At 75.1% G+C, this 21,026-nt stretch carries 18 protein-coding genes and 1 pseudogene; 11 read left to right on the top strand and 8 right to left on the bottom strand.

Annotated elements, in window-relative coordinates:
* Positions 1-186 (bottom strand): annotated as a pseudogene (locus tag V6V16_RS26060) (hypothetical protein); the annotation flags it as partial.
* A 169-nt stretch (positions 187-355) separates the two neighbouring features.
* Here V6V16_RS26060 and V6V16_RS26055 point away from each other — a divergent pair.
* The 4 genes from V6V16_RS26055 (at position 356) to V6V16_RS26040 (ending at position 5,447) form a co-directional block, all read left to right on the top strand.
* Complete coding sequence (locus V6V16_RS26055; RefSeq protein ID WP_334566228.1) at positions 356-1,504, top strand: carboxylate-amine ligase; 1,149 nt, start codon at positions 356-358, stop codon at positions 1,502-1,504.
* A gap of 13 nt (positions 1,505-1,517) precedes the next feature.
* The gene (locus V6V16_RS26050) at positions 1,518-2,897 is read left to right on the top strand and encodes an FAD-dependent oxidoreductase (RefSeq protein WP_334566227.1); all 1,380 of its coding nucleotides are present in this window, start codon (positions 1,518-1,520) and stop codon (positions 2,895-2,897) included.
* A 143-nt stretch (positions 2,898-3,040) separates the two neighbouring features.
* Positions 3,041-4,459, top strand: coding sequence for a WGR domain-containing protein (locus V6V16_RS26045; RefSeq protein ID WP_334566226.1), 1,419 nt, complete (start codon positions 3,041-3,043; stop codon positions 4,457-4,459).
* A 109-nt stretch (positions 4,460-4,568) separates the two neighbouring features.
* Complete coding sequence (locus tag V6V16_RS26040; protein ID WP_334566224.1) at positions 4,569-5,447, top strand: aminoglycoside phosphotransferase family protein; 879 nt, start codon at positions 4,569-4,571, stop codon at positions 5,445-5,447.
* A gap of 62 nt (positions 5,448-5,509) precedes the next feature.
* Here the strand turns inward: V6V16_RS26040 and V6V16_RS26035 are convergent, their stop codons facing one another.
* Genes V6V16_RS26035 through V6V16_RS26025 form a run of 3 tightly spaced genes read right to left on the bottom strand, consistent with a single transcriptional unit; the run spans position 5,510 to position 7,450 of the window.
* Positions 5,510-6,319 (bottom strand): Fpg/Nei family DNA glycosylase, encoded by an 810-nt coding sequence (locus tag V6V16_RS26035; RefSeq protein ID WP_334566222.1) that lies wholly within the window; start codon positions 6,317-6,319, stop codon positions 5,510-5,512.
* 56 nt (positions 6,320-6,375) lie between these two features.
* Positions 6,376-6,570, bottom strand: coding sequence for a DUF397 domain-containing protein (locus tag V6V16_RS26030; protein WP_334566219.1), 195 nt, complete (start codon positions 6,568-6,570; stop codon positions 6,376-6,378).
* A complete protein-coding gene (locus V6V16_RS26025; RefSeq protein WP_334566217.1) occupies positions 6,563-7,450 on the bottom strand; it encodes a helix-turn-helix domain-containing protein in 888 nt (295 codons plus the stop codon). The genes V6V16_RS26030 and V6V16_RS26025 overlap by 8 nt, the downstream gene beginning before the upstream one ends.
* A 238-nt stretch (positions 7,451-7,688) precedes the next feature.
* Here V6V16_RS26025 and V6V16_RS26020 point away from each other — a divergent pair, with 238 nt between their 5' ends.
* From V6V16_RS26020 to rocD, 6 genes are all read left to right on the top strand, one after another.
* Positions 7,689-8,216: a hypothetical protein gene (locus V6V16_RS26020; protein WP_334566215.1), complete on the top strand. Its 528-nt coding sequence runs from the start codon at positions 7,689-7,691 to the stop codon at positions 8,214-8,216.
* 119 nt (positions 8,217-8,335) lie between these two features.
* A complete protein-coding gene (locus V6V16_RS26015; RefSeq protein ID WP_334566213.1) occupies positions 8,336-10,258 on the top strand; it encodes a lectin in 1,923 nt (640 codons plus the stop codon).
* A 129-nt stretch (positions 10,259-10,387) separates the two neighbouring features.
* Positions 10,388-11,155, top strand: a complete 768-nt coding sequence (locus V6V16_RS26010; RefSeq protein ID WP_334566212.1) for a hypothetical protein — start codon at positions 10,388-10,390, stop codon at positions 11,153-11,155.
* Between the two features lie 150 nt (positions 11,156-11,305).
* Positions 11,306-12,142, top strand: coding sequence for a CvpA family protein (locus V6V16_RS26005; RefSeq protein WP_334566210.1), 837 nt, complete (start codon positions 11,306-11,308; stop codon positions 12,140-12,142).
* A 362-nt stretch (positions 12,143-12,504) separates the two neighbouring features.
* Positions 12,505-13,320, top strand: a complete 816-nt coding sequence (gene ddaH, locus V6V16_RS26000) for a dimethylargininase (RefSeq protein ID WP_334566230.1) — start codon at positions 12,505-12,507, stop codon at positions 13,318-13,320.
* Complete coding sequence (rocD, locus tag V6V16_RS25995; RefSeq protein ID WP_334566209.1) at positions 13,317-14,531, top strand: ornithine--oxo-acid transaminase; 1,215 nt, start codon at positions 13,317-13,319, stop codon at positions 14,529-14,531. Before ddaH ends, rocD begins: the two co-directional genes overlap by 4 nt.
* Before the next feature lie 64 nt (positions 14,532-14,595).
* Here the strand turns inward: rocD and V6V16_RS25990 are convergent, their stop codons facing one another.
* Positions 14,596-15,747, bottom strand: a complete 1,152-nt coding sequence (locus V6V16_RS25990; RefSeq protein WP_334566208.1) for an FHA domain-containing protein — start codon at positions 15,745-15,747, stop codon at positions 14,596-14,598.
* Positions 15,744-16,037: a 4a-hydroxytetrahydrobiopterin dehydratase gene (locus V6V16_RS25985; RefSeq protein WP_334566206.1), complete on the bottom strand. Its 294-nt coding sequence runs from the start codon at positions 16,035-16,037 to the stop codon at positions 15,744-15,746. The genes V6V16_RS25990 and V6V16_RS25985 overlap by 4 nt, the downstream gene beginning before the upstream one ends.
* 184 nt (positions 16,038-16,221) lie before the next feature.
* Here V6V16_RS25985 and V6V16_RS25980 point away from each other — a divergent pair, with 184 nt between their 5' ends.
* Positions 16,222-16,992 (top strand): hypothetical protein, encoded by a 771-nt coding sequence (locus V6V16_RS25980; RefSeq protein WP_334566205.1) that lies wholly within the window; start codon positions 16,222-16,224, stop codon positions 16,990-16,992.
* 57 nt (positions 16,993-17,049) lie between these two features.
* Here V6V16_RS25980 and V6V16_RS25975 read toward each other — a convergent pair whose 3' ends face one another.
* Both V6V16_RS25975 and V6V16_RS25970 read right to left on the bottom strand, forming a co-directional pair.
* Positions 17,050-18,099, bottom strand: a complete 1,050-nt coding sequence (locus V6V16_RS25975) for a fatty acid desaturase family protein (RefSeq protein WP_334566204.1) — start codon at positions 18,097-18,099, stop codon at positions 17,050-17,052.
* 160 nt (positions 18,100-18,259) lie between these two features.
* On the bottom strand, positions 18,260-21,026 hold a 2,767-nt coding region (locus tag V6V16_RS25970), incomplete at its 5' end, for an SCO7613 C-terminal domain-containing membrane protein (protein WP_334566202.1).

Below are 21,026 nucleotides of genomic sequence, written 5' to 3'. Positions count from 1 at the left end.
GGCGGCGCGGGCGGCCCGCGGCGCGCCGACGGCGTCGGCCGGGTGCGCCGCGAGCACGACGGCGAGCAGGGCCACCGCGGCGAGCGCGGCCCCCGCGAGCAGCCCGGCCGGGCGGTCGGCGAGCAGGGCCAGGTGGGCGAAGGCGTACGCCCACGTCCCCAGCACGATCCCCAGCGGCCCCGGCACGTCGACCAGCCTAGGACCCGATGTCACGCCGTCCCGGCGGTTCGGCAGGTTCCCCCGCCGCGACGGCGACACGCCGGGCCGGGCGTTTCCGCGCATCGGCACGGTGGGTAACCACTGACCGACCCGGCGCGGACGGACCGCTACCGGGCGCGAACGGACGGTGGTGGCGATGACCGGCCAGGTGGCGGCGGCTCCGACTGCGACGGCCGAGGAGGCGAACGGGCTCACGGTGGGTGTCGAGGAGGAGTTCCTGCTCGTCGACCCGCACACCGGGGCCGCGGTGCCCGCCGTCGACCTCGTCATGGAGCAGGTCCCGCCCGAGCTGCGCGGCCAGGTGGAGCGGGAGTTCCAGACCAGCCAGATCGAGATCGGCAGCCCGCCCGGCCTGGAACTCTCCTCGATCCGGCACTCCCTCGGCGTGCTGCGCGCCGCGCTCGCCGACGCGGCGGAGCGGGCCGGCGTACGGCTGCTGGCCATCGGCACCGGGCCGGTGGACGGGCCGGTGCCCCCGGTGGTCGACAAGCCCCGCTTCGACCGGATGATCGAACGGTTCCGCCTGCTGGTCCCCGGTCCGGGAAACAACGGCATGCACGTGCACGTCGGCGTGCCGGACCCGGAGACCGGGGCGCAGGTGCTCAACCACGTCCGGCCCTGGTTGCCGGTGCTGCACGCGGTGACGGCGAACTCCCCCTTCTCCCATGGCGAGGACACCGGGTACGCGAGCTGGCGGTCGGTGGAGTGGGAGCGCTGGCCCTCGGTGGCACCGACGCCGTTCCTGGAGTCGCACACGCACTACGAGCGGCTGATCGGGCAGCTCATCGCCAGCGGCATGATGCTCGACGAGGGGATGCTCTACTGGTACGCCCGACTGTCGGCCAAGTACCCGACGGTGGAGATCCGCATCGGCGACGTCTGCCCGTCGGTGGACGACGCGGTGCTCGTCGCCGCGCTGGTCCGGGGCATGGTGGCGACCGCGATGGACGACATCGCCGCCGGCCGGCCCGCCCTGCGTACGGACCACCACCTGCTGGTCGCCGCGCACTGGCGGGCGGCCCACGACGGGCTGGAGGGCGACGGGGTCGACCTGGTCGACGGCGAGCTGCGGCCGGCCTGGGAGCTGTTCGACCAGCTCGTCGAGCGGTTGGGCCCGGCGCTGGAGCGGCACGGCGACCTCGGCGAGGTCACCGACCTGGTCGCCGGGCTGCGCCGGCACGGCACCGGGGCGGCCCGGCAGCGCGCCGTCTTCGGACGCGCCGGCAGGCTGCTGGACGTGGTGGAGGACGTCGCGAGGCAGACCCGCGGCGCCGGCCGCTCGTGACAGGATGGTGCCCGTGGCGCAACGTCTGATCGTCATCGGTGGGGACGCCGCGGGGATGGCGGCGGCGTCCCAGGCACGACGCCGCCGCGACCGCGGCGACCTGGAGATCGTCGCCTTCGAGCGGGGGCACTTCACGTCGTACTCGGCGTGCGGCATCCCGTACTGGATCAGTGGCCTGGTGCCGGAGCGGGACCAGCTGGTCGCCCGCGACCCGGAGACGTTCCGGGAGAAGTTCGACATCGACGTCCGGCTGCGGCACGAGGTGACCGCGATCGACCTCGACCGGCGTGAGGTGGTCGCGCGGGACCTCGACGGCGGCGGTGACGTCCGCGAGCGCTTCGACACCCTGATGTACGCCACCGGCGCGCTGCCCAAGAAGCCGGACTGGGCGCGCACCGACGCCGACGGGATCTTCGGGATGCAGACCCTCGACGACGGCGCGGCGCTGCGCGACTGGCTGGACTCGGAGCCGCGCCCGCGCCGGGCGGTGGTGGTGGGCGGCGGCTACATCGGCGTGGAGATGGCCGAGGCGCTCATCCAGCGAGGGCTCGCCGTCACCCTGGTCGAGCAGGCCGAGCAGCCGATGGCCACCGTCGACCCGGACATGGCGGAGCTGGTCACGGCCGCGATGCGGGGCATCGGCATCACCATCCGCACCGGCCTCGGCGTGACCGGCCTGGAGGAGACCGACGGCCGGGTCTCCGCGGTGGTCACCGCCGAGGGGCCCATCCCCGCCGACGTGGTCGTCCTCGGTCTCGGCGTACGGCCGAACACCGCGCTCGCGGAGGCCGCCGGCCTGCCGCTGGGCCTCACCGGCGGGCTCCGGGTGGACCGTCGGATGCGGGTGCAGGGGGTGCCGGACGTGTGGGCCGCCGGCGACTGCGTGGAGACCATGCACCGCGTCACCGGGCTGCCGGTGCACGTACCGCTGGGCACCCACGCCAACAAGCAGGGCCGCGTCGCCGGCATCAACATCGGCGGCGGGTACGCCACCTTCGCGGGGGTGGTCGGCACCGCCGTCACGAAGGTCTGCGAGCTGGAGGTCGGGCGCACCGGGCTGCGCGAGAAGGACGCCACGGCGGCGGGGTTCGAGTTCGTCTCGGTGGTCGTCGAGTCGACCAGTCGCGCCGGCTACTACCCGGGCGCCCGGCCGATGACGGTGAAGCTGCTCGCGGAGAAGCCCAGCGGGCGGCTGCTCGGGGCGCAGATCGTCGGCTGGTCGGAGGCGGCGAAGCGGATCGACGCCCTCGCGGTGGCGTTGTGGAACGGGATGACCGTGGACGACATGACCGGCCTCGACCTGGGCTACGCCCCGCCGTACGCTCCGGTCTGGGACCCGGTGCTGATCGCCGCCCGCAGGGCCGTGGACGCCCTGGCCGCCGCCTGCCGCTAGCGACGGGCAGCTCCCGGCGCCCGAGGCGGGCGAAGGGGCTCCCCGCGCCCGTTCGCGGGGTTGTCGGTGGCGGCGGTTAGCGTGTGTCCGCTGTCGCCGCGCCGGCCACGTCGGGCCGTGCGCCGAGCCCCTCGGAGGCCCCCATGTCGCAGGAGACGACCTACCTCGAACTGTCCGAAGTGGATGGTGCGCACAAGTTCTACGAGGTCGTCGTCGACGACGCCGCGCTGACCGTGCGCTACGGCCGGATCGGCGACCAGGGCCAGGTCAAGACCACCTCCTACCCCGACAACGCCAAGGCCCGCGCGGCGGCGGCGAAGAAGATCGGCGAGAAGGTCCGCAAGGGATACGCCCCGGCCGTGCCCGGCGTGCGACAGAAACGCGCCGTCTCCCGGCGGCAGATCGTCAGCACCCGCTCCACCGCCCGCACCGCCCCGGTGCTCTGGCGTTACGCCTCCGGGGCTCCGGCCTTCGGCATCTTCGTCGACGGGCGCACCTGCATGGTCGGCAACGAGCTGGGGGTCATCACGACGCTCGACCACGACGCCCGGGTGCTCGACCAGGTCCGCCTCCCCGACGGGGTGAAGTGCATCGTCGCCGACGACGCCTGGATCTACGCCGGCTGCGACGACGGCAACGTCTACGACCTGTCCGGCAAGGTGCCCCGGGTGGCGTACGAGATCGCGCCCGAGATCGACATCTACTGGCTGGACATCCACGACGGGGTGCTGGGCGTCTCCGACGCGGGCGGCGGCCTCGTCGCCGTCGACCACGAGGACGAGTTCCTGTGGCGCCGGCAGGGTCGCGGGCGGTCGGCGTGGATGGTGCGCTGCGACCGCGACGCGCTCTACCACGGCCACTCGCAGGGGGTGACCGGCTACGACTGGCGGACGGGCCGGGAGCTGTGGCACACCCGCACCGGCTCGGTGCTCTTCGGCTGGCAGGAGCCCGACGCGGTGTTCGCCGGCACGGGCACCCGGGAAGTGGTGCGGCTGGCCAAGGACGGCCGCACCGAACGCACCTACCGGTGCGACGCCCCGGTCTTCTCCTGCGCCACCGCCGAGGGCGGCCGGTTCGTCTTCGCCGGCGACAGCCAGTCCTCGATCTACTGCTTCGACGCGGCCGGCAACCGGCTGTGGAAGCTCGGCACCGGCTGCGGCTCCGCCTACTCGATGCAATACCACGACGAGCGGCTCTACGTCGTCACCACCAGCGGCCACCTGGCCTGCGTGGACGCCAGCGAGCCGGCGATCCGGGCGGCCGAGGCCGGCAGCGTGCCGGAGGTGGTCGACGTCAAGGCCCCGCCCCGTTTGCCGGAGCCGGCGGCGTGGACGACGGTCGAGGTGACCAGCGACGCCGCCGGCGGCGTGATCGTGCAGTGCGTCGAGGACCGGGGCCGGCTGCGCGTGCACGTGCTCTCCCCCGGCTACCGGCAGGACTGGTCCGTGCAGTTCCCCAAGGGCATCCGCGAGCCGGGCGCGCGCTACCTGGTCACCCAGGTCCGCGAGTCCGGCCGGGGCGGCTTCTACCGCGCCCACGGCGACATCCGTCGGCTGCGCTGAAACTCCGGGCCGGGGGCGGTGCGGGACCGCCCCCGGCCCGGTCACCGGCGGTGCCGGCGCACCGCGAATCCGTTGTACGAGGGCCGGCGGGATGGTCCAGGATGGCCGGATGGTCGCGCGGCTGGAAATCCCTGACGGGCTTGGCTGGGTACGGGGGACGCCGGCCGGGCGGGCGTGGCTCGCGGTGCTGCCGGACCGGCTGGCCGCCTGCGCGGAGCGCTGGTCGCTGCGGCTCGGGGCGCCCTTCCCGTACGCCTTCGCGTCGCTGGCCCTGCCGGCCGAACTGCCCGACGGCACGCCCGCGGTGCTGAAGCTCCAGTACCCCGACCCGGACAGCGCGCACGAGGCGACGGCGCTGGCGCACTGGGCGGGGGCGGGGGCCGCCCGGCTGCTCGGGCACGATCCGTCGCTACGGGCGCTGCTGGTCGAGCGCTGCGCGCCCGGCACGCCGCTGCACACGCTGCCCGCCGACGCGGCGCTGGACGTGGCGGTGGGGCTGCTGCCCCGGCTGTGGCGCCCGGCCGGCGCGCCGTTCACTCCGCTCGCCGAGGAGGCCGCCGGCTGGATGGAGCGGCTGCCGACGAACTGGGAGCGGGCCGGCCGGCCGTACGAGCGGCGGCTGCTCGACACGGCGCTCGGGCTGCTCGCCGACCTCGTCGGCAGCCAGGGCGACCAGGTGCTGGTCAACCAGGACCTGCACGCCGGCAACGTGCTGCGGGCGACCCGGGAGCCGTGGCTGGCGATCGACCCGAAGCCGCTGACCGGCGAGCGGGAGTTCGGCGTGGTGCCGCTGGTCCGGGGCGCGGAGCTGGGGCACTCGCCGGAGGCGGTCCGGCACCGGCTGGGCCGGCTCAGCGCCGAGCTGGGGCTGGACCGGGAGCGGGTGCGGGGCTGGACGATCGGGCAGACGCTGGCCTGGAGCATCGGCGGGGGGCGGGTCTTCCCGAACCAGGTCGAGGTGGTGCGCTGGCTGCTCGCGGCCCGCTGACCCGCGCCCAAGGACCGACGGGCGGAACCGGCCCGGAGCGGACCGGACCGAGGCGGCGGGGGTCAGCTCCGCTGGCAGGTGGGGCACCAGTAGAGGTTGCGGCCGGCCAGCTCGCCCCGGCTGACCGGGTCGCCGCAGACGTGGCAGGGGTCGCCGGGGCGGCGGTAGACGTAGACCTCGCCGCCGTGCCGGTCGACGCGGGCGGCGCGGCCCATGGCCTCGGGCAGGTGCGCGTCGCGGACGGTGTCGATCCGGCCGCTCGCGACGGCGATCCGCATCAGCCCGACCAGGTCGGCCCAGAGCGCGTCCCAGCCGGTGCGGGTCAGCCGCCGGCCGGGCAGCGTCGGCGGCAGCCCGGCCCGGAACAGCGCCTCGGTGACGAAGATCAGCCCGGTGCCGGCGACCACCGACTGGTCCAGCAGCAGCGCGGCCAGCGGCGTCGGGCTGCGGGAGATCCGGGCGTACGCCCGATCCGGGTCCGCGTCGGCGCGCAGCGGGTCGGGGCCGAGCCGGGCCCGCAGCGCCGCCACCTCGGGCGGGGTGAGCAGCTCGCAGGCGGTGGGGCCGCGCAGGTCGAGCCAGTGCCGGTCGCTGGTCAGCCGCAGCCGGACCTGGCCGACCGGCTCCGGCGGCTCCCCGTCGCCGTCGGTGAACCTTCCGTAGAGCCCGAGGTGCACGTGCAGGGTCAGCTCGCCCGCGTGGTGGTGCAGCAGGTGCTTGCCGTACGCCTCGGTGGTGTCGAGAACGGTGCCGGAGAGCCGGGCCGCGCCCTCGGCGAAGCGGCCCTGCGGGCTGGCGGCGTGCACCTTGTCCCCGGCGAAGAGGTCGGCGTGCCGCGCCGCCAGGCGGTGGATGGTGTGTCCCTCTGGCACGGGTGCCAAGGATACGTGCGGTTCGCCGACCGCCGACGGCGGCGAACCCGACGCCGTCAGCCCCGCCGGGCGACGCCGCCGACGAACGCGGACCACGCCCGGGGGGTGAAGGCCAGCGCGGGACCGTACGGGTCCTTGCTGTCGCGTACGCCCACCACGCCGGGCAGGTTGTCGGCCACCTCGACGCAGTTTCCGCCGCTTCCGCCGCTGCGGGTGCTCTTGCGCCAGACGGCCCCGGCCAGGTCAGTCATGATGCTCCTCGATGATCATGTTGATCAGTTTCTCTGATTCTGCCTCATCCGGGGCGAGCACTTCGAGATCCGCCCAGACGTGCTCGTAGGCGGCGACCTCGGCCGGCTTGTCCAGGTAGAGGGCTCCCGTGATGCTCTCGGCGTAGACGGTGGTCGGCTCCGTCGACGCCCGTCCGAACGCCTGGGGGAAGTCGAGCAGCACGAAGGTGCCGGTCTCGCTGGCCAGGGGCGGGCCGGCGGCCAGCGGCAGCACCCGCAGCGACACGTTCGGCAGCGCGGCCACGTCGAGCAGGTGGCGGAGCTGTTCGCGCATCGCCGACCGGTCCGGGATGGTGCGCCGGAGCACGGCCTCGCTGAGCACGACCCGCAGCGTCGGCGCGTGGGGCAGCCGCCGCACGAGGATGTGCTGCCGCTGCAACCGCACCGCCACGAGCTTCTCCCGCTCCTCCGCCCGCATCCCGGGGCTCTTGCGGCGGAACAGTTCGGTGGCGTATTCGCGGGTCTGGAGAAGTCCCGGAATCAGCTCCGCGTCATATTGACGGAGCATGGACGCGGAGGATTCCAGGCCGACGTAGAGGGAGAACCACGGCGGAACGACGTCGCCGTAGGAGTGCCACCACCCCCTGGCGCGGGTCTCCTTCGCGAGCCCGGCGACAATCGCCTTCATCTCTTCCGAGGCGCGATATGTCTCGCACATGACCCGGGCGTCCACCACCCGGACGGGCACGAGGCCCTTCTCGATGCGCCAGACCTTCTGCCGGGAACAGTCCAGCGCCTCGGCCGCCGCGTCGAGCGTGACCCGGGCCTCCTCCCGCAGCTCGGTGAGCAGGCGCCCGAGCTGGCGCCGAGGGACGGTGGAACCGCTTGTTTCATCCGTCATGCAACATCACGCATTCCCTCCCGCAACAGCGGACGATTCTTTTCGCACTCCATTTACTTCCATTCCTCGCGCGTCAGTTCGGCCCGAGAATAGGGCGGCGCGGGGCATTGCGCAAGGCGACCTCGCCGTCACATGCTGCGCATGCCCGCCATGGCCGGGCCGCGCCGAAAGAGGCACCGGTCGGAACACGCCCGGCGAATGGGCGGGCAGGCCGGACGCAATTCCCGCGGAGGACGAAATGCGTGTGACGTACGACGAATATCTCGAGGCCGTCGCGCGCACGCTCGCCCGCCGCCACCGCCCGGTCTGGAGCTGGGCGCGGTGGCGCCGGGTGCCGCTGCGGCGCGGAGCTGCCCTGCCGCGCCCGGCACCGCGTACCGATCAACCGTGGGCACTGGCCGGCATGAGCACGCTCCGGCCCGGGGACGTGCTGCTGATCGGCGCGGCGTGCTCGGTCCAGTTCGGCGGCGACCGCGCGCTCCGGCTGCGACTGGTCAGCGTCGACGAGCGCCCCACCTACCCAGGGTGGGCCTGGCTGACGGGCTACGTGCTGAACGACGCCGGGCTGGCCGTCGACAAGCGGGAGATCTACGTGCTGCGGTCCGGGCTGCGGGTGCTCACGCCCCGCCCGCCCGGTCCGGCAGCGACCGGGCCGGCGGGCCGGACGGCAGCGAGGGGGTCGCCGGGCACGGCGGCAGCGACCGGATCGCCCGGCCGGACGGCAGCGGAAAGGAATTCATTGACTTCTATTACGAAGGAATATTAACTGTCTGCACGGGTGTCGGGACAGGTCGGGGCAATCCGTGACATCGTCGCGCCCGTTCTCGGCTGGTTCGTGCCGAAGGCCCGTCGTGACCGTCCACCGCGCGAGAGGATGACCCGCCGATGACCACCACCGTCCGCGCATGTCCGAGGCCCCGCCGGCGGGGCCGTCGCCGAGCCCGGTCCGCCGGTGCCGGCCTGCTCGCGCTCTGCACCGCCGTGGCCGCCGCCACGGTCGCGCTGCCCGCGCCGGCCGCCGCCGCCAACGAGCCGGTGAACGTCTGGCTGACCACCACCACGGACTCCGGCGGTCGCCAGGTCAGCCGTGGGCTCCAGCAGCAGGCCCCGATCGCCTTCGCCGCCACCAGCGGCGGCGCGACGCACACCGTCACCGTCAACGAGAACACCCGCTACCAGCAGTTCGAGGGCGGCGGCGCGTCGATCACGGACACCACGGCACACCTGTTCCGGGGCGGGGCGATCAGCGCGGCCACCCGCGACGCCGTGATGCGCAAACTCTTCTCCCCGACCGAGGGCATCGGCCTCTCCTTCGTGCGCAACCCGATCGGCGCCTCGGACCTCTCCCGCCCGGGCAACGTCTCCCTCGACGACACCTGCTGCGACCTCAACGACTTCTACAGCAACGGCTACGACACCAACGTGCGGCTGCTCACCGCCCAGGCCCGGTCACTCAACCCGGCCCTGCGGGTGAAGGGGGTGCCGTGGAGCGCCCCCGGCTGGATGAAGGACAACGGCCGGATGGACCAGATGGGCTGGCTCAAGTGGGAGTACTACCCCATGTACGCCCAGTACCTGGTCAGGTACGTGCAGACCTACCAGGCCGCCGGGATCACGGTGGACTACCTGTCGGTGCAGAACGAGCCGAACTGCTGCAAGCCCGCCGCGCCGACCGAGATGAACTACCCGGGCATGAGCTGGAACGGGCCGGGGCTGGTCGAGTTCACCAAGAACCACCTCTATCCCGCGCTGCGCGCCGCCGGCCTCAGCACCAAGGTCCTCGTGCACGACTGGAACTACGGCGACTATCCCGGCTTCGGGGCGGTGCTGCTGGCCGACCCGGGCATCCGCAACGACCCACTCTTCGGCGGCATCGCCTGGCACGGCTACTTCGGCGACCCGGCGGTTGGCAGCCAGGTGCGCAACCAGTACCCGTCGGTGCGGCAGTTCAGCACCGAGCACTCGGGCGGCACCTGGATCGGCAACCAGCACAACGAGGACCTGGCCGACATCGTCAACTACGCCCGCAACCACAGCAGCAGCCTGGTCAAGTGGAGCATCGCCCTCAACCAGAACAGGGACCCGCACAACGGCGGCTGCGACGTCTGCACCGGCCTGGTCACCGTGCAGGAGGGCGGTCCCCGGGCCGGCCAGGTCGACTACACCGTGGAGTACTACACGACCGGGCACCTGACGAAGTTCGTCCGGCCCGGCGCGTACCGGATCGACTCGACCGCCAACGGCGCGGTGCCGAACGTCGCGTACGTGAACCCGGACGGGTCCAAGGCCCTCATCGCGCACAACGGCGGCACCGGCGCCCAGTCGGTCAAGGTCGTCTGGGGCGGGCAGTCCTTCACGTACTCACTGCCGGCCCGGACCACCGCCACCTTCACCTGGTCGGGCAGCCAGTCCGGCGGCGGCGGGCGGACCGGCCCGATCGTCGGCCTGGCCGGCAAGTGCCTCGACGTCGCCGGCGCCGGCAGCGCCGACGGCACGGCCGTCCAGCTGTACGACTGCAACGGCAGCGCCGCGCAGCAGTGGACGCTCGGCGGCGACGGCACCGTACGGGCGCTGGGCAAGTGCCTGGACGTCCGGGACAACTCCACGGCCGACGGCGCGCGGGTGCAGCTCTGGAGCTGCACCGGCGCCGCGAACCAGCGGTGGACCGCGACGGCGGCCCGCGACCTGGTCAGCGCCAGCGCCGGCAAGTGCCTGGACGTGCTGGACAACAACCCGGCCAACGCCACGCCGACCCAGGTCTGGACCTGCGGCGGGAGCGCCAACCAGAAGTGGACGGTGCCCGCCTAGCGGGGCGCGGCGGCAGGACGTCCGCGGCACACCCGCGCCCCGGACGTCCTGCCGCCGACCGCGCCGCGCGTCGTTTCCGCCGTCGCCGCACCGGGAACGTCTCGGGCAGGCCGACCCCCAGGAGGCGACATGACGGATCACCGCACCCGGCGTCCCACCATCGCGGGGCGGCGCTCCGTCGCCCTCGGCGCCGCCCTGTTCGCCGTCGTCCTCGGCGGCGGCTGCGGCACCGCGCGGGACGACGCCGCCCCGGCCGCCCCGACCACCCCGTCGACCACCGCGCCGGCGCCCACCGGGACGGCGGCGCGGCCCACCCCGAGCGCGGAGCCGACGGTGACCATCCCCACCTCGGCCTTCCTCGAACTGCCGGCCGAGCTGCGACGGACCCCACGGGCGACGACACCCGTCGAGAACGCCCTGCCCGAGCTGTGCGGTGCCGAGTTCGGCACCGGCGGGCGGGCGGTGACGGCGAGCGCCGCGATGACGAGCGCCTACAAGCAGGCCGACGACCCGCCCGAGAACGTCCCGCACGGCACGATCTCGCAGACGATCTTCACCTTCGAGGGGACGGGCGCCACCGACTACCTGCGTCGGGTCCGCGGCTCGCTCGACGCGTGCCCGTCCTTCGAACGCTCCGGCGTCACGGTCAGGGTCGGTACGCGGCCGCTGCCCGGCGTCGGCGACGAGGCGCTGGTCGTGACCCAGACCTGGCCGCAGCTGGACCTCCAGGGAAACCGGACCGGCGGCGACGCGGTCACCCAGACCGCCGTGATCCGCGTCGACGGGGTGGCGACGGTCCTGCACGACCAGGGCTGGGAGGGCACCAGCGGCAGCCCCGCCCTCCTGGGCGACTTCACCGGCGCGGCCGTGCGCGCCCTCGACACGTGGCGGCGGTAGGGCGCCGGCGTTCGCGCGTCGGTCGCTGCCCGCCGGCCTGACCATGGCCGGCGCGGTGTCGGGAGACCGTCGACTGGGTACTCCGGTCACGTACGCGTGGGCGGCGATCGTTTCATCGGCAACCACGCATTTCTCAGGAGGTGTGTTGTGGTGAAGATTCCTTCGCTGTCCCGCCGCTCGGAAGAGGGGCCGACACGGGACGAGAACCTCGACGGCCACGTGGACGGCCGCGACGTCGCGGCCGGCGCCGGCCGGGACGGCTCGGCGCCGACCGGCACGGAGCCCGGCGGCGGGCCCAGCCGTCCGGTGGTCACCGACCGGGACGCCGACCAGACGACGTACCGCAGCAGCACCGCGCCCGGCGGTGACCCGAGCACCGACGCCGAGCGCCGGGCGGCGGAGCGGGCGGCCGTCGCCCGCGCCGCGACGGCGCGCCCCGCCAACCGGGACCCCGACCCGACGCTGGAACGCACCGTCGACCGCGGCGCCACCGTCGACCTCGACCGGGAGCGCGCCACCGCCCGGGCCGACACGGCCGACCCGACGCCCGGGGAGCACGGCGCCGACCGCGCCGGCACGCTCGCCCCGCCGGCGGATCGCTCCGTCGACCGCGACGGCGACGGGGTGCCCGACCGCGAGGAGCGGCCGGCGGCGGTCGGACCGAAGCCCCGGGCCAGCATGCTCGCCACGCTGGGCCTGGTCGTCGGCGTGGCCGCGGCGCTCTTCGTGCTCACCGGGACGCTCGCCGGTTACGGCATCGCGCTCGGCGCGGTCGGCGCGGTGCTCGCCGTGCTCGGCCTGATGGCCACCCGCCGCCGGCACATCGCCGGCAAGACCGACGCGCTGCTCGGCATCGTGCTGGGCCTCGGCGCGGTGGTGCTCGGCGTGCTGGCGATGACCGGTCAGTTCGACTGGCCGACCACCGACGGCGACTGGGTGCAGCGGTTCCGCGAGTGGCTTGACTCACAGTTTGTGGACCGCTTCTAGCGGGCACTGTCCGACTCGCCGGCGGTGCGCCGGCACAGCGCCGGTGACGCACCGGCGACAGCCCGATCAGCCTGGTGGTTCACCAGCCGGGCAACACCCTTTCAGGGGCGGCGGTTCGCCGCCCCTGAAGTGTTTTCCGGGCCCCCGCGACGGGTGCTCCCCGTCGGCGGGCGACGACGTCCGCCGGGGCCCAAACGCAACGATCAACCGCGCGCTCCCGCTCATACGCAACGATCAGTCGCTCTCTGCAAGTCTTCGCGGTGGATCTCGACGTCGACGTCCGCATACCGTTGAGCAACGGCGCCAGCCCGTGGGCCGAAGGTGGCCGGGCGCGCCCGACCCCTGGGAGCAGGACAATGACGATGGACGCCACCAGCCAGCGCTTCCTGATGTGCCGGCCGACGTACTTCGCCGTCGACTACGCGATCAACCCGTGGATGGACCCGACGGCGCCGGTCGACGCCGACCTCGCCGTCCGGCAGTGGGAGCGGCTGCGCCAGACCTACCTGGACCTGGGCCACACCGTCGAGGAGATCGCCCCGGTGGCCGGCCTGCCCGACATGGTCTTCGCCGCCAACGGCGGCACGGTCATCGACGACAAGGCGATGGCCGTGCAGTTCCGCGACCCGCAGCGCGCCGACGAGGCCCCCGCCTACCGCGCCTGGTTCGAGGCCGCCGGCTTCGAGTTGCACGACCCGAAGCACGTCAACGAGGGCGAGGGCGACATCCTGCTGGCCGGCGACGTCCTGCTGGCCGGCACCGGCTTCCGCACCGCGCACGCCTCGCACGCGCAGCTCCAGGAGGTCTTCGGCTACCCGGTGGTGACCATGCAGCTGGTCGACCCGCGCTTCTACCACCTCGACACGGCGCTCACCGTGCTCGACGAGCGGACCGTGGCGTACCTGCCGGAGGCGTTCTCGCCCGGCAGCCGGGCCGTGCTGCGCCGGCTCTTCCCCGACGCGGTGCACGCCACCCTGGCCGACGCCGAGGTGTTCGGGCTGAACGCGGTCAGCGACGGCCGGCACGTGGTGCTGCCGGCGCAGGCCACCGGCCTGGCCGCGAAGCTGCGCGACCGGGGCTACGAGACGATCGGTGTCGACCTGTCCGAGCTGCGCAAGGCCGGTGGCGGACCGAAGTGCTGCACGTTGCGACTCCGTCAGGGAAAGGCGAGCAAGTGATCGATGACATGCTGCGGACGCCGGAGGCGGTCCGCGACGCGGAGCGGTGGACCGCGCACAACTACCACCCCCTGCCGGTCGTCGTCGCCTCCGCCGAGGGCGCCTGGCTGACCGACGTGGACGGCCGCCGCTACCTCGACTGCCTCGCCGGCTACTCGGCCCTGAACTTCGGCCACCGGCACCCGACCCTGATCGCGGCGGCGCACGCCCAGCTCGACCGGCTGACCCTCACCAGCCGGGCGTTCGTCCACGACCGCTTCGCCGACTTCTGCCGGGAGCTGGCCGAGCTCTGCGGCAAGGACCTCGTGCTGCCGATGAACACCGGCGCCGAGGCGGTGGAGACCGGCGTCAAGGTCGCCCGCAAGTGGGGTTACCGGGTCAAGGGCGTCGCGCCGGGGCAGGCCAACATCGTGGTGGCCGAGGGCAACTTCCACGGCCGGACGACCACGATCGTCAGCTTCTCCACCGACGCCGACGCGCGGGCCGACTTCGGGCCGTACACCCCGGGCTTCACGGTCGTCCCCTACGGCGACCTGGCGGCGCTGACCGCCGCGATCGACGAGAACACCGTGGCCGTCCTGCTCGAACCGATCCAGGGCGAGCAGGGTGTCGTCGTGCCGCCGGCGGGCTACCTGCCGGGCGTACGCCGGGTCTGCACCGAGCGGAACGTGCTCTTCGTCGCCGACGAGATCCAGTCCGGCCTGGGCCGGACCGGGGCGACCTTCGCCTGCGACCACGAGGGCGTCACGCCGGACATGTACCTGCTCGGCAAGGCGCTCGGCGGTGGCATCGTGCCGGTCTCCGCGGTGGCCGCGAACGCCGACGTGCTCGGCGTGCTCAGCCCGGGCCAGCACGGCTCCACCTTCGGCGGCAACCCGCTGGCCTGCGCGGTGGCCACCGAGGTGGTCCGGCTGCTGGCCACCGGCGACTTCCAGCGGCGCTCGGCCGAGCTGGGTGTCCGGCTGCACGCCGGCCTCCGGTCGCTGGTCGGCCGGGGGCTCGTCGCGGTCCGGGGCCGGGGCCTCTGGGCCGGCCTCGACATCGACCCGGCGCTGATGAGCGGCCGGGAGGCGTGCGAGCGGCTCGCCGAGCGCGGCGTGCTCGCCAAGGACACCCACGGCTCCACGATCCGGCTCGCCCCGCCGCTGGTGATCACCGAGGAGGAGATCGACCACGCGGTCGCGCAGCTCGCCGCCGTGCTGGCCGGCTGAGCCCCGTACGACGACGGCGGGCGTCGGGACCACGGTCCCGGCGCCCGCCGTCGTCTGCCGGCGCTCAGCGCGGTAGGCGCATCGCCATCGTGGGGGCCTCGGCCATGACCGAGGTCGGCGTGTAGGCGGCGCCGGTGGGCAGCTCGCCGGGGCGGCCGATCTGCACCCCCGGGTAGAGCTCCACCATGTCGCCCTCGGCCAGCACCCGGGACTGCTGCGGAGCCAGCGGCAAGCGGTCGCCCTCCGCCATCGACCCGCCCGGCCGGATGCCCGAGCCGTTGGTGCTGACGTCGGTCACGATCACCTCGCCGACCCGCAGCTCGAACCGGACGTGACTGCGGCTGATCCAGCGGCGCGCCTCGTCGTTGAGCCACTGCCCGAGGACGATCCCCCCGGCCTGCTCGGGCGCCCTGCCGACCACCGCCGGCTGATCCTCGGTGAGCACGAAGCGGCGCCGGATCAGCCCCCCCACGCGGACGGCGAGGACGGCGCTGCGCGGACGCGGGCCGGCGTCGCCGAGCCGGGTGCCGTGCCGGGGGCAGGTCGGCACGCCGCCGCGCAGCGTGGGCGGCGGCTGGCCGGCGGGGCTGCGTTCCACCACCCGGGCGAGGTCGGCGAAGGCGCCCCCGCCCCCGCCGCCGCCGAAGAGCGCGCAGCCGGGCTCCGCACACCGCCACTGCCGGGAGAGCAGCTTCGCGCCGGCCGCCGACCGGTCGCCGGCGACGGGGGTGTGCCCGCCGCCGACGTGGGCGACGAAGGCCGGCCCGCCGGCGCCGGGCACCGGGGCGAGCACCCGGCCGGCCTGCTCGACCAGCCACGGGTAGCGCCCGCGCAGCCCGTCGGCCCGCACCCGGGTGAGCACGGGCAGGCCCAGCAGGTCGGCCACCTCCAGCATCCGGTCGCCCGGATTGTCGAGCACCTCCACCAGCCCGTCGTCGGCCCAGCGGCGGACCACCATGCGCTCGTTGGAGGTGAGATCGGCGTCGGAGAGCAGGGCCCGGTGGACGACCGCGTAGACCGGGACGCTGTCCTCCTCCAACTCCCGGGCGAGCGCGTCGATCACCATGCCGAGGCGGAGCAGGCTGGCCGGCCGGCCACCGTCGATGTCCTGGTAGCGGATCACCTCGGCCAGGTCGACCACGGCCCGGGCCAGCGACGGGTCGGTGCTCACCCGGCCCTCGATGGCGTCCAGCACCTTGCTGATCTCGAATCTCATCGGACGCTCCCCACGATCTCGTCGATCCGTCGCGCCAGTTCCAGGTCACGCCGGGTGACCCCGCCCGCCGAATGCGTGACGCAGCGGAAGGTCAGGGTGCGCCAGCGGATGTCGATGTCGGGGTGGTGGTCCAGCTGCTCCGCCGTCACGGCGACCCGGTCGACCACCGCGACAGCCTCCGGGAAGCTGGCCAGCTCCACGGTGCGGGTGATCCCGGCCGGGTCTCCCGACCAGTCCGCCAGCCCACCCAGCTCGTCTCGCACCGCCTCGGCGGTGAGCACGTCTGCCATGGGGAGACCCTACCGGCAGCGGACGCGACGACGCCGACCAGCGGCGCGAGGTGTGGCCGACCCGGCAGGGCAGGGAGCCGACAGCCGCGGGACATCGACGCGCGGCAGTGGAGGGCGGGTTAGGCTGGTCGGCGCCCGGTCGGGGCCGCGCCCGGGCCCACCCCTGCGTGAGGAGACTTCCACGATGAACACTCGACGGCTGGCGACCACGGGGGTCGCGATCGTCGCCGCGCTCGCCCTCGGCCTCACCGGGTGCGCCACCGAACGGGACGCGGCCACTCCGGCCGGCGACGGCGCCGCCACCTCGGCGCCGGCCGGCAGCGCCCCGTCCGACGCCCGCGCCGAGCTGGTCGCCGCCGCGCTGAAGCTCAACCAGCAGAGCGTCAAGATGACGCTGAAGTCGTCGGTCGTCAACGGCAGCGGGTCGATGGACCCCGCCGCCCGGACCGGCGACATGACGATGAAGATGGGCGCCGAGGGCACCTTCCGGATCCTGATGCTCGGCGACCACGCCTACCTCAAGATCACCGGGATGCAGGGGCTGCCGAAGAAGTGGCTGCACCTGGACGCCGCCAAGCTCGGCAAGACCGGCCAGCTCAACCTGATGCCCGACGGCGACCCGGGCGGCGCGAAGCAGATGGCCGAGAGCGTGGTGGAGGTCGAGAAGACCGGCGCCGGCAGCTACTCCGGCGTGCTGGACTACACCCGTACGAAGCCCGACGACAAGGCCATCCAGGCCCTCGGCGACAAGGCCAAGGCCGTCCCCTTCACCGCCAGGGCGGACGACCAGGGCCGGCTCGTCGAGTTCGCCATCGACACCAACGTGCTGCACGAGTCGCTCGGCACGTTGATCACCAGCTACTCGGACTTCGGCGCCCCGGTCAAGGTGCAGCAGCCGCCCGCGAGCGACACGCAGGAGGCACCGCAGGAGCTGATCGAGTCCCTGAGTTCCTGAACCGACGCACGAGGGGGCGGCGCCGGGTCGGCGCCGCCCCCTCGTCCCGTCCGCGTCTCAGCCGCGCAGCGGCCGGCCCACCTCGTGCAGGTGCCCGAGCGCCTGGCGGTACGACTCGACCAGACCGGTCTCGGCGTACGAGATGCCCTGCTCGGCGCAGTAGGCACGCACGATCGGCCGGGCGAGGCGCAGGTTGGCCCGGGGCATGTTCGGGAACAGGTGGTGCTCGATCTGGTAGTTGAGCCCGCCCAGGGCGACGTCAACGAGCCGGCTGCCCCGCACGTTGCGCGAGGTGAGCACCTGCTTGCGCAGGAAGTCGAGGTCGTCGTCGGCGGTCGGCATCGGCATGCCCTTGTGGTTCGGGGCGAACGAGCAGCCCATGTAGAAACCCCAGAGCCCCTGGTGCACGGCGACGAAGAACAGCGCCTTCAGCGGAGACATGACCAGCAGCAGCGCCCCCAGGTATGCCACGGCGTGCACGACGAGCAGCAGCCCCTCGACCCCGCGGCGCCGCATCGGGGTGCGGAACCCGCCGTCCGGCCCCCGCTCCAGCACCGCCCGCACGCTGGCCACGTGCAGGGCCACGCCCTCCAGCAGCAGCATCGGGAAGAAGAACCACGCCTGCCGGCGGGCCAGCCAGCGGCCGACCCCGCGCGTCTCGGCGGCCTGCTCGTACGTCCAGACCAGCGCGCCCGCCCCGACGTCCGGATCCTCGTCCTCGTGGTTCGGGTTGGCGTGGTGCCGGTTGTGCTTGTCGACCCACCAGCCGTAGCTGAGCCCCACGGCGAGGTTGCCGGTGAGCAGGCCCACGGCCTCGCTCGGCCCGCGCCGGCGGAACATCTGCCGGTGCCCGGCGTCGTGGCCGAGGAACGCGACCTGCGTGGTGGCGACGGCCAGGAAGACGGCCACCAGGAGCTGCGCCCACGAGTCGCCGACGAGCCCGACCGTGGCCCAGGCCGCCGCGAAGACGCCGAGGGTGAGCACGATCCGCGTCACGTACCGGCCCGGCCGCCGCTCCAGCAGACCGGCCCCGCTGACCCGCCGGGACAACTGCGCGTAGTCACTGCCCCGCCGTACCGGCGGGTCTGCCACCGCTCCGAGCGCCATCGCGGCTCCTGTTCCTCGTTCCTGGGGGCGACACCGGCCGGCGCGCCACTGCCCTCCATTCTCCGCCCACCGGTTGCGCTGAGTAACCCTGTTCACCCCCGAGCCGGGGGTAGGGCAGGCCCTACCCCCGCGCTCCGCGACGCCGGCCGGGGTGCCCCGGTCAACCCATCCGGCCGACGGCGGACCGCAGTCGGGCCAGGTCCCGCCGCCGCCGCTCGTACGTGGTGGCGAGCCCGATCAGCGCCAGGCCCCCGGCGGCGAGGAAGATCCACCGGGGCAGCAGGTCCCAGCCCCGCCCGAGCTCGTGCAGCGCGAGCGGCGCCAGGGTGAGCGCGCCCAGCAGCACCGGCGCCTGCCAGCGGCGGGTCGCCCCGGCCAGCACCACGCCGAGCGCCGCGACGCCGAGCAGCAGCCGCCGCCACGGCTGCGGGTCCGGGGCCACCAGCACCGACACCAGGCTCGGCAGCAGCGCCGCCGCGAGCCCCGGGCCGAGCGCCAGCCAGCTGGTCAGCCCGGGCCGGGTACGCAGCGCCACCGCGCCCGCGGTGAGGGCCAGCGCCGCCGCCGGCACCGTGTACGCCTCCAGCAGCGCCACCTCTCCGGCGGCCAGCAGCAGCCAGGCGCCGAGCAGCTCACTGCCGCCGGCGATGCCCGCGAAGGCCCACCGCCGGCCCGGCGACTCGCCCCGGCGCAGCACCCGCAGGCCGACGGCGGCGCCCCACAGCACGCAGACCGCCGCCGCGTGGCGCACGGCGCCGACCGCGAGCAGCAGCGCGACCAGCGCCACCGCCTGGGCGGCGCCCTCCAGCGCGGCCGCCGCCGTGGCCCGCCCCGGTCGTCCCGACCCGACCGCCGCCGCGCCGGCCGGACCGGGTACCGCCGCGCCGGCCGGCACCGGCCCGGTGGGCGTCCGGGGAACGGTGAGCGCCGCGGCGGCGGCCAGGGTGAGCACCGCGACGGCGAGCACGCTGAACGCGGCCGTGCGCAACGGCAGCCCCGCGGCCAGCGGGGCGACCACCGCCAGACCGGTCCCGGCGACGACCGCCACCAGGTGGCCGGCCAGCCGGGCGCCGTCCCGCCGGGCGGCCGTGCCGACCACGCCCGCCGCCACCACCAGCACGCCGAGGCCCGCGATCGTGCCCGCCCGGGTGGCCAGCAGCCCGAGCAGCCCGGACGCGACCAGCACCAACCCCACCGGTACGCCGACCGGAGCGAGCCCGCAGCGCGGCGCGGCCAGCGCGGCGACCAGCACCACGGCCACCCCGCCGGCCAGCGAGACGACCGGCAGCACCGGCCACGGCACGCCAGCGGCCATCAGCAGTACGGCCAGCGCCGGCGCGGCGAACGGCAGCGCCGCCGGCGCGGCCCCCCACCGCCCGGACGCCGGGTGGACGGCCTCCCCCGTGCCCGGGGCGGGCGACCCGCCACCCGGGGCACCCCGGCGCGGCCACCCGACCAGGACCCCGGCCGCCGCCAGCGCGGCCAGCGCCAGGCCCGCCGGGAACGCCCCCGGGTCGGGTCCGGCCACGGGCGCGCCGGACCAGGGTGAGACCGCGCCGTACGGAGCGACCAGCGCCGTCCACACCACCGGCAGTGCGGTGACGACCGAGACCACGAGCAGCCCGAGGCCGGCCACCCGCAGCGCGGGGCCGGAGTGCGCCGCCCCGCCCAGCGTCGCCAGCAGCACCGCCACGGCGGCGTACAGCGTCACCGGTTCGTCGGCCGGCACGACCAGCGGCGCCACCCCGACCGCCGCGAGCGCCACGGCGACCCCGACGACGGCGTACGCGCGCAGGTCGGGCCAGTGCCGGCGGACCGCGAGCAGCCCGACGGGGAGCAGCGTGACGGCGGCGAGCGCCGCCCGCGCCTGCCACCAGGGCGGCGCTCCGGCGGCGATCAGGGCGACGGCCGCGCCGGCCGGCACCGCGAGCGGCACGACGGCCAGGGCCGCCCCGGCCACCCCGCGTTGCACGGCCGTGCCGCGCCGGCCCGCCCAGCTCGCGGCGGTTCCGGCGGCGAGCAGCACCCCGAGCGCCGCACCGGCCCCGGCGGGGGCGGCCAGCCCGACCAGCAGGCCGTGCCCGAGCAGGACGACCCCGGCCACCGCCGCGGTGAGGACGGTCCAGGACCGCAGGCCCGGACGCCACACCGCGACGGCCAGCAGGCCCACCGCCGCGACCAGGTCCAGTACCACCACGGCCGGCCACGGCGACGCCCAGCCGGCCGGCACCGCGAGCACGACGGCCGCCACGCCGATGGCGGCCGACGCCGGTCGGGCGGCCCTCGGCAGCAGCAGCCCCACGGCCGCCACGGTCAGTGCGATCACCACCGGCAACTGCCAGCCCTGGGCCAGGTCCGGGCCGGCGGCGGCCCCCCGCCACGGCGGCAGCGACCGGCCGGCCGTGACGCCGGCGAGCGCGACGGCCAGCAGCACGGCGAACTGGGCCGTCCCCCCGACCACCGCCAGCGCCCCGGCCCGGGGACCGACCCGCCAGCCGGCGGGCAGCAGCCGCACGGCGCCGGCCAGTGCCACCATGACCAGCCCCGTGAACAGCGGCGACAGCCCCAGCTCCGCGAGCGGGCGGAGCACCGCGCCGGCCAGCGCCGGCACCAGCAGCGCCGCGGCCACGGCCCGGAACACCGCCCCGCCGGTCAGCAGCGCCGCGCCGAGCAGCGTCGCCGCCACCAGCAGCAGCGGCACCCCGGCCAGCAGCGGAATGCCGGCCGCCCGGCCGAGTACCAGCGGCACCAGGGCGCAACACGCGGCCGCGAGCAGCGCCCCCGCGTATCCGACCCGGGCGAGGACCCGCCCGGCGACGACCGCCGGACGCCCGCCGAGCGGAGCGGGCGCCGCCCCCGGCGCCCCACCCGCCGGCACCGCCCCGCCCGGTCCCCCACCCGCCGGCACCGCCGCGCCGGGCACCGCC

Source organism: Micromonospora sp. CPCC 205561 (assembly GCF_036906775.1).
GTDB lineage: Bacteria > Actinomycetota > Actinomycetes > Mycobacteriales > Micromonosporaceae > Micromonospora.
This window is presented reverse-complemented; position numbering and strand designations above follow the sequence as displayed.

Bases quoted from the DNA above. Each gene is read 5' to 3' on its own strand.
- V6V16_RS26055 (WP_334566228.1), top strand. From the start codon at position 356: ATGACCGGCCAGGTGGCGGCGGCTCCGACTGCGACGGCCGAGGAGGCG.
- V6V16_RS26045 (WP_334566226.1), top strand. From the start codon at position 3,041: ATGTCGCAGGAGACGACCTACCTCGAACTGTCCGAAGTGGATGGTGCG.
- V6V16_RS26040 (WP_334566224.1), top strand. From the start codon at position 4,569: ATGGTCGCGCGGCTGGAAATCCCTGACGGGCTTGGCTGGGTACGGGGG.
- V6V16_RS26030 (WP_334566219.1), bottom strand. From the start codon at position 6,570: ATGACTGACCTGGCCGGGGCCGTCTGGCGCAAGAGCACCCGCAGCGGC.
- V6V16_RS26025 (WP_334566217.1), bottom strand. From the start codon at position 7,450: ATGACGGATGAAACAAGCGGTTCCACCGTCCCTCGGCGCCAGCTCGGG.
- V6V16_RS26020 (WP_334566215.1), top strand. From the start codon at position 7,689: ATGCGTGTGACGTACGACGAATATCTCGAGGCCGTCGCGCGCACGCTC.
- V6V16_RS26015 (WP_334566213.1), top strand. From the start codon at position 8,336: ATGACCACCACCGTCCGCGCATGTCCGAGGCCCCGCCGGCGGGGCCGT.
- V6V16_RS26010 (WP_334566212.1), top strand. From the start codon at position 10,388: ATGACGGATCACCGCACCCGGCGTCCCACCATCGCGGGGCGGCGCTCC.
- ddaH (WP_334566230.1), top strand. From the start codon at position 12,505: ATGGACGCCACCAGCCAGCGCTTCCTGATGTGCCGGCCGACGTACTTC.
- V6V16_RS25990 (WP_334566208.1), bottom strand. From the start codon at position 15,747: ATGAGATTCGAGATCAGCAAGGTGCTGGACGCCATCGAGGGCCGGGTG.
- V6V16_RS25985 (WP_334566206.1), bottom strand. From the start codon at position 16,037: ATGGCAGACGTGCTCACCGCCGAGGCGGTGCGAGACGAGCTGGGTGGG.
- V6V16_RS25980 (WP_334566205.1), top strand. From the start codon at position 16,222: ATGAACACTCGACGGCTGGCGACCACGGGGGTCGCGATCGTCGCCGCG.
- V6V16_RS25975 (WP_334566204.1), bottom strand. From the start codon at position 18,099: ATGGCGCTCGGAGCGGTGGCAGACCCGCCGGTACGGCGGGGCAGTGAC.